Raw genomic sequence first — 10,922 nt, forward strand, 5'->3', positions numbered from 1 at the left:
CTGGCAAAAGATATAAGCACTTCGATAGCGGGTATGCCAGAAAAATAATTACGATGAGAATTAATTAGGTAAATATTTATTCACTTTACAGAAAGTGATTGAATACAATATTTAAATTACACAATCTAAAATATTAATGTAATTCCCCACTTTTTTCATTAATTAAAGAGAGTATTTATGTGATATATCGCTACCTTCTAATGTGTGTTAATTGAAAATTTCAATTTTATATTTATCTCACGAGGTATTATTATAAAAAAAGAATAAAAACAACAAATAGATTGCATTTAAAAATCACAATAAAATAAAAACCTATAGATATTATTGAATATTGAAACTATGAATATGATTTAAATTAAAGATGGAAAGTAATTCCTTTTTAACAATAAGAATATTTTTTACAAACAAACTTCAACTTTTAAACAAACTCATTTTACAAATAAATATTTAAATGCAAAAAAACCAATGAAATGTCCCTGATAAAACAAGGAACAAATAGAAATAATTGAATCAACAATAGATCGGAGAAATAATCATTATAAATTTCAATTTATTACCACTCATTAATCATTCTATTTATCATATTCCTTTAGAATTTTAGAAATATAAATAATACTGTGAGATGAAATGTTATTTTCAGGATATTTAATAACTGCGGATAACCACTCAAAAAAATAGTGCAACCATTTCCAATGGCTGCACGTCAAACTATCAGTACTCAAACACTTGTTTTTTCTGCGGCGCTTTCAGCAAACGCCAGGCGAGCAATACCACCCCCGCAGTCAATGCCGCTGTCAACCAGCTCATCATATGAATAGCGCTGGTGAATGATTCCGCCGCCGCTGTCATCAGTTTCTGCCCCTCTGATTCAGCTAATGAGTTTGCTACAACGTAAGCTCCTGCCAGAGTCTCTAAAGCCAATCCAGCTTGTTCCTGAGAGACCTCATTCGGCAATTGTAATGTTATACGATAGAAGGCCGTGACCAATCCCCCCAGAATCGTCGTACCAAGTACAACACCCACTTCATAAGCCGTTTCGCTTATTGATGATGCCGCCCCCGCTTTAGAGGAGGGTACTGACGAAAGCACCAAATCGTTAGACACCGAAGCAATTGCTCCCACACTAATATCCAATAATGCGAAAGCAACAATCAGAGTGACTAAATCACTACCGATACTCGCGACCAGAAGAAATGAAATACCTGCAATACTCAGCAAAATCGGCACCAGATAATGAGCCGGCACCCGTTGAGCAATGGGCACTATCGCCATCCCCATAACAATCGCCATTATTTGTCCGGGAACCAGCGCCAGGCTAGCCATAATCGGCTCCATACCGAGTACAATTTGCAAGACCTGGGTGGCAAAAAAGACAAAACCAACCAGCAATGCCAAGCTCAGTAAGTTAACAATAATCGAACCGGTAAACATACCGTTACGGAATAGGGAAAGATCCATCAACGGCACAGGCAGACGCTGTTGTCGGCGAACAAATAGCACGCCGGCAATAAGGCCAACCGACAGTTCGAATATGACACTCATTTCAAACCCATCACTGGCAAGGTGTTTAATTGCGTAAACAATACCACCCATAGCAACGATCGATAACAGAACGCTATACACATCGATAATACCATCCTGTTTTTTATCGGACTCTGGCAATAACATCGGTCCGAAAATCAGCAACGGTACTAATACCGGTACTGCCAAGAGGAAAATTGCACTCCAATCGAAAAATTGTAATAGAACACCACCCACTACGGGACCTAAGGCTGAACCGATAGTTAATGTCGTCGCCCAAATAGCGACAGCCAATCGACGCTGTTCACGATCCTCAAAAAGAACGCTTATCAAAGCCAAAGTAGAAGGCATCAGCATCGCACCAAAAAATCCAAGTACGGCTCGCCCGATAATCAATTGTTCAGGTGAAGTTGACAGTGCTGTGAACACCGAAATAACCGTGAATCCCAACGATCCAAATAACAGTAATGAACGATGGCCGACACGATCGCCAATACTCCCCATTGATACCAATAAACCAGCCAATACCAATGAATAAGCATCAATTATCCATAATTGCTGACTTGCACTAGGTCCCAGAGCTTCCGCAATTTTTGGTAAAGCAAAGCTTAAGATCGTATTGTCCACCGTCACCAATAATACTGGCAACATCAATATCAGTAATCCCAGCCAATTTCTGAGTCCTGCCCGCCCGTTAGCCTCAGCAACTCTATTTAACGACATCCCCTCAACTCCTTTCCTATATCATTCAAGCGTTGAAAAAATATGCTGGCAATCAGCAGCACTGATATCGAGCTGTTCCCCCAGTTGTTGCGCAATATCTCCGAGGTTATTGCCAAATTCAGTTTGATCGCCAGCCTGTACTATCGAATTTAACTGTTGTATGGCATGCAGCAACGCCTGACGCGGTTCGGCAGCCATCGGGTTTTCATATTGAACGTCCCAGTACACTTCTATTGGATTACGTAAGATCCTTGATAATAACGCCAGCATTGTACGCATCGGCGGTGGCGCAATTGTTGCCAAGGTACGGATATCTAACGGACTTTTCGCCAGCACCAGGCCAAAAATCAGGATCGCGGCATGAGGCAAAGCCTGACAAAGCGCCATAACGCGATCATGTTCCTCCGGCGTCATCCTACTGATACGCATATCAGCCTGCGCCAATACCCGCTCAATCCAATGTTCACTAACATGACAGTTATCGAGAATGACTGCAACTGGCCTTTTTTGCTCCGGCAAAGATGGCGAGAACATCGGGTTAACACCAATGAAAGGCTGCCCGGGGGCGGCAGCTCTCAACGCAGAATAGAAAGGGGCCTGAACTGAACAGGTTGACACGATCTGTACATCATCACCAACAGCAGACAACACCCAAGGCAACGCTTGTATGGCGATGGCTTCCGGTAAGGCAAAGACTACCGCCTTCGCCCCACTAAAAACCTCTCCCGCATCAGCCGCCGGGTTTAAGATATCAATCTGATAGTCATGAGAATAATAGTCATGAGAACGCATTCCCTGCGTTCGTTTGTCGACACTGTAGACTATGTGACCACAACCAGTAAAAAGGCGACTCAATAAAGAACCAATAGCCCCTCGCCCACCAAGAATGACCACTTTATGGCTATTTACACAATGTTTACTCACACAATGGTTATTCACGCAATGGTTACTCACACGCTTCCTCCGCCATATGACTAAAACTGAAATAGGGAACACTCGCTTTGACCAATGTTTCTTCAAATTCGCCATAAGGATCGGAATGAGCGACAATTGCGCCTCCAATGCCAAATTCAGCACATTCTTGATGTAATACAGCCGTACGTATCACAATGCTCAATTCCACTTCACCACTGAAAGATAGCCATCCAAGCGCGCCGGAATAAACACCGCGTGCCGATGACTCTAAAGCATCAATAATCTCCATTGTACGTTTCTTCGGCGCTCCGGTCATTGATCCTCCTGGAAAACATGCCCGGATAGCCTCCATTGATGACGTTTCTTCGCATAACTCACCGCGTATGGTCGAAACCAATTGATGTACAGAAGAGAAGCTCTCAACTTTAAATAATTCAGGTACATGCACACTGCCTGGACGACATACCTGATTAAGATCATGGCGCACCAAGTCCACTATCATCAGATTTTCTGCCCTATCCTTAGTGGACTGACTCAATTCCATCTGCAAACGCTGATCATCTGCTGCCGTTTTTCCTCGTGGCCGGGTCCCCTTAATCGGTCTGGATTCAATATTTCTGGTCTCATCAATACGTAAAAACGTTTCTGGCGACGCACTGAGTACAGAAAAATCCCCACATGCCAGATAAGCGCCATAAGGTACAGGGCTGGCATAACGCATACGCCGATAAGCGTCCAATGGATGCCCGGAATAAGCCATCTTTGCCCTATTCGTCAGGCAGATTTCATAAGATTCACCATCTGTGATGTATTGAAGTGATTTATGGATTCCATCTATATACTTCTGAGCGCCATATTCCAGACAAATTTTATTCTGATCAACCGCGCCAGGAATAAAGTCAGGTATCACTTCACCGGTATTTTCTGCATTGGTAATTAAAAGTTCCGGCGGCCAATTTTGTGGCTGTCCTATTGGCGAGATAAGACACTCATAAAGCTTATTCTGTTGGTGATCAAATACAAAAAAATGCGGAGTAAATATTAAGCTGGCATCAGGATGTTCTGAACGGTATTTGTTGCTGCCGATTGTCAGCGCTTTTAATTCATATCCTAAATAACCGACAAAGCCGCCTTTAAATACAAATGGCATCGATTTTGGCGTCAGAATTTCCACAAAACCAAGCAATTCAGACATCAGTGAGAAAAAGTCTCCCTGAACACTCCTCTCGCCATCGGGACCGGTCAAACGCAAACTCTCTGTCTGTACACTGTATTCAAGCCTGACAGCGCCCTGCTCATTACCGCTTCCCATCATTGAGAAGCGGGCATTAGGTCTGTCGGAATTTTCACTATCAAGCCAGAAAGCGTGTGTATCATTGCCGTAACGTTGAATAAACAAGGATTTAGGATCGACTATCTCCTTACATTCACGATAATTCAGGTTGAGATATTGTCTTCCACCTACCGCAAGATAAGCCTCATTGACATCAGTACATATATTCTGAGCGGCAACCTCCTGTTTGTTATTCTCTTTATACATCTCCGCTATACGCACGAAATTACTGAGTAGCTCACGCCCATATTCAGAATCAATCGATTCAGGGTGAAATTGAACCCCCCAGATCGGCCTTTCGGTGTGCTCAATGGCCATGATTAAGCCATCATCAGTCCAGGCCGTACATTTTAGATTGTCAGGAAGCCGGGTACATACCAGCGAGTGATATCTGACCACTTCAAATTGCTCAGGCAAACCGCGGAATAATCCTTCTCCGGTGTTCCTGATACGACTGCGATAGCCATGTACTGGATTAGGGGCATGTTCCACACAGCCGCCAAATGCCAGGCTAATTCCCTGATGACCGAGACAAATACCCAACAGTGGAACTTTGGCACGTGCAATAACCTCAGCACAGACACCAAAATCACTGCTTTCAGCCGGATGTCCTGGCCCTGGAGAAAGGACTACCGCATCATATTCGTCTATTGTTAACTCTTCATAAGTCAAAGAATTGGTGACTACTGACGGCACACTGCCCGTCACTTCATACAGATATTGAGCAATGTTTTGCGTAAAGGAATCATAATTATCAATGAGCAGTATTTTCATTATTCTTTACTTTCTCGTGTAACAACTGATCAATCAGCTCTTCTTCTCGACGGCAAGTTTCTTCAATAACCAGTTGAAATATTGATTCAGTATATTCAGGCCGTAACCCAAAATCTGTTGATTTATCCCGCAACATATCCAATAACGAGGTAATACGTTGTGGCTGCATCATCGGAATATCCTGTTCCGCCTTAACCTCGGCGATTTTCATGCAGACTTTCATACGTTCAGAAAGCAGCGCCAGAATCTGTATATTAATATCATCCAGAGATTCCCTGTAAGGTTGTAATATATCCTGCTTATTTATTATTGATTGAGTCATATGTTTAATCTTCGCACTGATTCATTTCAATTATCTTCTTTATTGATAAGCTGGCGTCGTTTATACCTGTGGAACTACAGCCTGTGGCTCCACCCAATTCAGCCCTTTTTCCCTTATTTCAAATAAGGTATTTACTAAATGCTTGATTTCGCCGGCCTTATGTTCACTAGAGAAGGCAAAACGCAACATCGCATTGCCATCCGGGACCAGTGGATAAAATACCGGGAACAACAAGATGCCGTTGTCACGCAGCAAACGAGCCGCTTCAAGCCCTTCTGCTTCATTTTCGAATAAAGCGCCACGAACGGGAGATTGAACACCGGCATTCATCAAATGGTTCCCCATCAGAGAATCAAATAGATTGATGTTTTTCCATAACTGTTCCTGCCGGATTTCTATCTCAAGGCTAAGATGAAGTTTTGCTGAGGCAACGTTAGCTGCCAACATCGGCACCATGATCGAATGACCAAAAACCAGAGGATTCGCTAAGGTACTGATCACTTCGACATCATCGGCACTTGCAACCACCACAAAACCCCCGGCGCCGCCAAATGCTTTGGATAACGAACCTGCAAGTATGAAGTTGGACGGCAAAATATGGTCAAGCGCAGCAAAGGCATAACCGGCGCCATGACGCCCCATAATGGAAATACCATGAGCATCGTCTACATAGACATAGCCTCCAACAGCGGCCAATTGTCGAGTTAATTCCGTAACCGGAATTAAACCATTCATTGAACCAATACCATCAATCAACAGGATAGGCGTCCGCTGATTCTCCTGACAATTCTGCAAAGCTTGCTGTACTGACTGTACATCTGCGCTATCAACCCGAGATACCGGTCCGAACTGTTCGAGAATACCGCGTAATACCTGCATAGATGCGTGAGCGGTTTTATCCATCAACCAATGTACAGGCCGGGAAAGAGGATAACTGGGTAAAGAACCACTACCCAATAACGGTAATACACCAAGGTGAACATTGCTGGTGGAAGTAAACACGGCAACAGACCCCCCCTGATAAATCTCTTCCAACAGTTTCTCTAATTGCCCCAAATATTGTGGGCGCATCGCGCCACGGGACGATGACAAATGTATCCCTGTGCGAGACATTGCCTGATTTGCCGCTTCAATTAAAGCAGGATGATGTTCTAATCCCAAATAAGAGCAGGAAACAAATTCAGTAAAAACTTTTCCTTCCTCTGTAGTAATTTGCTTACCTTGACGCTCTACCACAGTGAAGCTGGTCAAACCTTCATCGATAGCCTGTGCTAAAGCGCCGGTTGTCCGTGACCGGCGAATTGTCATCCAATCCTGCTTGTGTTTTACATTCATTATTTAGATTCCAACTGGTTAAGTTCAAAGGAGCTTACAACCAACAGTGATTACCGAACTGCCCGTTGTGTCAGAAACATCTTCATCAATAATGGTTCGTACCAGAGAAAAACCAGCATCTGCAAATAATGCTCTGACGCTCTCTTCCTGGCTTTCACCATGTTCAATCACTAACCAACCCTCTGATTGCAGGAGCTGTTTAGCTTGTTTGATAATCAACCGCGTTAAGTCAAGCCCATCATCCCCCGAATACACCGACGCATAAGGATGATGCTCCTCCCATTCCGGCAATATTTCCTGCTGTTCCGGCACATAAGGTGGATTCGCCACAATCAACGCCACCGATTCGTTAAATTGAGAAAACGCTTGCCAATCCCGTAAATCTGCTTTTAATGCATCGGCTTTAATCGCCCAATTCGCTAACCGATGGATATTGCGCGTCAGATATTGAAAAGCCACATCATCATATTCGACACAAGTGACCTTTAAATCCGGGCGACGTTTAGCAATAGCTAAACCGATAGCGCCACTGCCGGAACATAAGTCCAGAACCACTGCCCCGTGAGGCGCTTGATATTCATTCTCCAACCATTTATGAATAACCTGGCTATGAGGGCGCGGAATAAATACCCCTGTCCCCACCGTCAGAGGCAATCCATCAAAATCCACAGCACCGACAATATGCCCAAGTGGTATCCGGTTACAGCGTTCATGAACCGCAAGCATAAATTCATCACGGGCGCGGTCCTTACAACGTCTTTCCAGATAACGATCAATCAGACATGTGAGATCAGTTTCCACATCCCAAACCCCTGCCTCTGACAGTAATTTCCTGGCGTTATCAATGACGACTTGATCTTTCAGCGAAAAACTCATGACCATGCCTCATAATAACTACGTAACCGTTCACGCATAGATTCATAAATATGAGAGAAAGCGACCAGCTCCGGCGGTGGCGTGAACTGCGGATGAAGAGACTCAATTACATTCTGATAATTGCGCATCATCCCTTCATTCAGCAGTGGCAGCCAGTAAGGTTTGATATCCCAACGATATTCATAGCCGGTGGCAAACATTTGTTGGGCGGTCTCTTTAGCCATTACTTCACGGGAGAAACCCACCAGCGGCGGACGAACGGGCTTGAAATCATCAAGATTAGTCAGTCTATTTTCTACTCCCGTCAAAGCATTGGCGATGTAATCCGCCAATAATGGTGACTGATGTAAGCCATCGCGGTAAGTACCGGTAGCCAGCCAAAGACCATTCACACCACATTCACCAATCAACGGGAATCCATCAGCCGGGATTGGCCGGTTCCCAACCTGGATTGAAAGGATTTCGGCATCATGTAAGTTAATATCCAACTGATCTAACGCACAATCCAACAAGAACTGCACATCAGAAATCGATGCCTGACTGCGTGGTTTTTCGGCCAGAATATTGGTTGCGCCAAGGTACAGCACACCATCACCGCGTGGTACACAATGCAGCCCACAGGCAAATGCCCGGTTAGGAGTACGAATAACTGACGTTGGTAATTCTCTGCCTTTTGGCATCTTGACCAGAATAGATACCCCATAACCAGCAAAGATTGGCGGAATCTGGCGAACAATAGAAGGTATATTTGATAACAGATCCAACGAGTGCGCACCGGCAGCTACAACGACTTTATCTGCCATTAAACGCTCACCACTTAGCAATTCAACGCCGGTGGCTAAACCCTCTTCGATTAGCACACATTTAATATTCTCTGCTTTAAGGACCCCACCCTCAGCCACAAATGCCGCATCCAGCTTTTCCAGCAATAAATGCGAGTTCAGCGCATGTTCATCAGGGATATACAGAGCACGCAGCGGACGCACTAAATCGTTGGGTTTTAACCACTCAATTTCACGTGGATCAACAGTTTCGTAAGCAGCCGCATAATCGATCAGAGTTTGCTCGATAGCCTCATAATTGATGGTATCAATCTCTTCCATCCCGGCAGTGTTGAGTATCACATGGGTACCTTGAGCAGTGAACAGCGATCGGGTATCACCGGAAGCGTCAGCTAACCGTTGCGCCCAGGCCGGCCAAAGCTCTTTGGCGATACAATCCATATTCAATTTCAACTTACCGTGTTCACTGGCTAATAAACCACTGGTAATTTCGCCAAAACAACCATTCATTGCACCCGCCGCTTTGGAGGCGGCATTAGTTCGATCAGTCTCTCCAACCCTACAAACCGAGAAATTTCTGCTTGCCAGCTCATAAGCGATTGAACCTGCAATTGCCCCTGAACCAACGACAATAAAGTCGTATTTCACTTATTTACTCCTATATGGCCCGCGGCCAATCTATTTTAAATATTTTGTCAATAACGACGGAAAATAATTACCGTCCTCTTACAGTGAGGATATTTTTACTGCTTTACATCAATTGTAAAAAATAACCCTGTGTTCATCCGCAATTAAAATGACGAATCACTCTCAGATTTGCACTAAATTTAAAAACAAATATGCAATAACGAACCATTACATTAGAAATAGTTTCAATTTATTATCAATCAAATACAATCACCCATATTAATTAATTTATGAAAATAAAAATTTACAATAAAAACAATATCTTAAAAAAATCACAAAATGTTATTTATATTTAAAATAATAATAACAGAAGATATTATTATATTTGAAATAACATCTGCAAATCAGGGAAGAACAATAGTCATCAAATACAAAACTGTCAAATAAATTTAGCCCTATATTATAAACAAAAGAATCATATAAATATTTTCAGTATAAAATAAAAACAATTTATATTTAAATTGTTACGGGGAACAATATTCTAAATGTCTTTTTTTCTTCAATAAAAAAACAAAAATTCTCAAGAAAGGTATTTTTTTAAATTTATATTTTCCATCAACTTTCACCAATATAGATAGATAAAAAACTCAAGTTATTATATCTTTATTAACTATAATATTAGTGATTATTTACGATTAACGTGCACGCAGTGAACATGCACATTTCAGATTATTGACTTTTAACGTCTCGACTATCACTGCTGAGTTTTCCTCAATAATGTTATATTCACCTATGCAAATAATATTAACTACACCTTATTCCAAGGTGATAAAACAGATGTTAAGAAAACCATGTTTATCTTTCAGTATGGTTTTAAGAGCAGGAGAAAAAAGCAAGCACATCATGTTGTTAACAGTATTCACTTTCTCTCTTTACTTGCATTTTCCCTTTTTGGCGATCACCCCCTCCTTTTCTCGGTAATGAGTAAACTAAGGGTTAAGAAAATCAGTGCGTTATTAATTCCCACTTTTAAAAGGTACAACATGATTTTAAAAAGCTTATTTATTGTCATATTTAATATATCTATCGATGATATTATTCTTCGCTTATTTTACATTTAATCAATCTGCCATGATTATTTAAAGATGAAAATAAAGAGGAATTAAAGCTTTTATATAAAAAGCGGGTTTAACTCAATAAGTAGAGTTTTTTAGTGTAACAGTTAATCGAAATCCATTAATCATTAACAAAGAATGAAAAAATAAATCAGCAAGTAAAAGAATATTATCCATACAGTCTGATATTCAAATGCTTTATTTCCATCATTTTACGAAGCAAGTCGCTAAAATAATGTAATAAAAAATGGGTAAAACAGGTTAATTTGGCAGAATTTAAATCCTGAAAAAAGCGTGATTATCCGAAAACGTGTCTTTACATCATCAGGCTATTTACTGGCTGATTTATAAAGATAAAAGGCGAGTGTGATTAATGTTTTTTAAATATAAAACACAATAAACCATGATGATTAAACTTAATAAAAAACAGGCAGGAAAAGGGTTTTACAGGTTTTACAGGTTTTACAGGTTTTACAGGTTTTACAGGTTTTACAGGTTTTACAGGTTTTACAGGTTTTACAGGTTTTACAGGTTTTACAGGTTTTACAGGTTTTACAGGTTTTACAGGTTTTAACAGGTTTTACAGGTTTTACAGGTTA

The 10,922-nt window shown here is 41.7% G+C and carries 7 protein-coding genes; all 7 read right to left on the reverse strand.

What is annotated here, in order from left to right:
- Positions 1-711: 711 nt before the first annotated feature.
- The 7 genes from C6H66_RS10490 to C6H66_RS10520 are packed head-to-tail and all read right to left on the reverse strand — an operon-like array spanning position 712 to position 9,229.
- A complete protein-coding gene (locus C6H66_RS10490; RefSeq protein WP_105395558.1) occupies positions 712-2,244 on the reverse strand; it encodes an MFS transporter in 1,533 nt (510 codons plus the stop codon).
- Positions 2,245-2,265: 21 nt separating this feature from the next.
- Positions 2,266-3,198: a prephenate dehydrogenase dimerization domain-containing protein gene (locus tag C6H66_RS10495; protein WP_248000656.1), complete on the reverse strand. Its 933-nt coding sequence runs from the start codon at positions 3,196-3,198 to the stop codon at positions 2,266-2,268.
- Positions 3,191-5,266: an aminodeoxychorismate synthase component I gene (gene pabB / locus C6H66_RS10500; RefSeq protein WP_105395559.1), complete on the reverse strand. Its 2,076-nt coding sequence runs from the start codon at positions 5,264-5,266 to the stop codon at positions 3,191-3,193. The genes C6H66_RS10495 and pabB overlap by 8 nt, the downstream gene beginning before the upstream one ends.
- On the reverse strand, positions 5,247-5,588 hold the full coding sequence (locus C6H66_RS10505; RefSeq protein WP_105395560.1) for a chorismate mutase: 342 nt from the start codon (positions 5,586-5,588) through the stop codon (positions 5,247-5,249). The genes pabB and C6H66_RS10505 overlap by 20 nt, the downstream gene beginning before the upstream one ends.
- 60 nt (positions 5,589-5,648) lie before the next feature.
- The gene (locus C6H66_RS10510; RefSeq protein WP_105395561.1) at positions 5,649-6,923 is read right to left on the reverse strand and encodes an 8-amino-7-oxononanoate synthase family protein; all 1,275 of its coding nucleotides are present in this window, start codon (positions 6,921-6,923) and stop codon (positions 5,649-5,651) included.
- Between the two features lie 24 nt (positions 6,924-6,947).
- Positions 6,948-7,799 (reverse strand): HemK/PrmC family methyltransferase, encoded by an 852-nt coding sequence (locus C6H66_RS10515; protein WP_105395562.1) that lies wholly within the window; start codon positions 7,797-7,799, stop codon positions 6,948-6,950.
- The gene (locus C6H66_RS10520) at positions 7,796-9,229 is read right to left on the reverse strand and encodes an NAD(P)/FAD-dependent oxidoreductase (protein WP_105395563.1); all 1,434 of its coding nucleotides are present in this window, start codon (positions 9,227-9,229) and stop codon (positions 7,796-7,798) included. Before C6H66_RS10520 ends, C6H66_RS10515 begins: the two co-directional genes overlap by 4 nt.
- Positions 9,230-10,922: the final 1,693 nt, after the last annotated feature.

The organism is Photorhabdus hindustanensis (genome assembly GCF_002968995.1).
Classification (GTDB): Bacteria; Pseudomonadota; Gammaproteobacteria; order Enterobacterales; family Enterobacteriaceae; genus Photorhabdus; species Photorhabdus akhurstii.

What these genes read in the sequence shown, in the direction of transcription:
- C6H66_RS10505 (WP_105395560.1), bottom strand. Translation starts at nt 5,588, where the DNA reads ATGACTCAATCAATAATAAATAAGCAGGATATATTACAACCTTACAGG.
- C6H66_RS10510 (WP_105395561.1), bottom strand. Translation starts at nt 6,923, where the DNA reads ATGAATGTAAAACACAAGCAGGATTGGATGACAATTCGCCGGTCACGG.
- pabB (WP_105395559.1), bottom strand. Translation starts at nt 5,266, where the DNA reads ATGAAAATACTGCTCATTGATAATTATGATTCCTTTACGCAAAACATT.
- C6H66_RS10490 (WP_105395558.1), bottom strand. Translation starts at nt 2,244, where the DNA reads ATGTCGTTAAATAGAGTTGCTGAGGCTAACGGGCGGGCAGGACTCAGA.
- C6H66_RS10515 (WP_105395562.1), bottom strand. Translation starts at nt 7,799, where the DNA reads ATGAGTTTTTCGCTGAAAGATCAAGTCGTCATTGATAACGCCAGGAAA.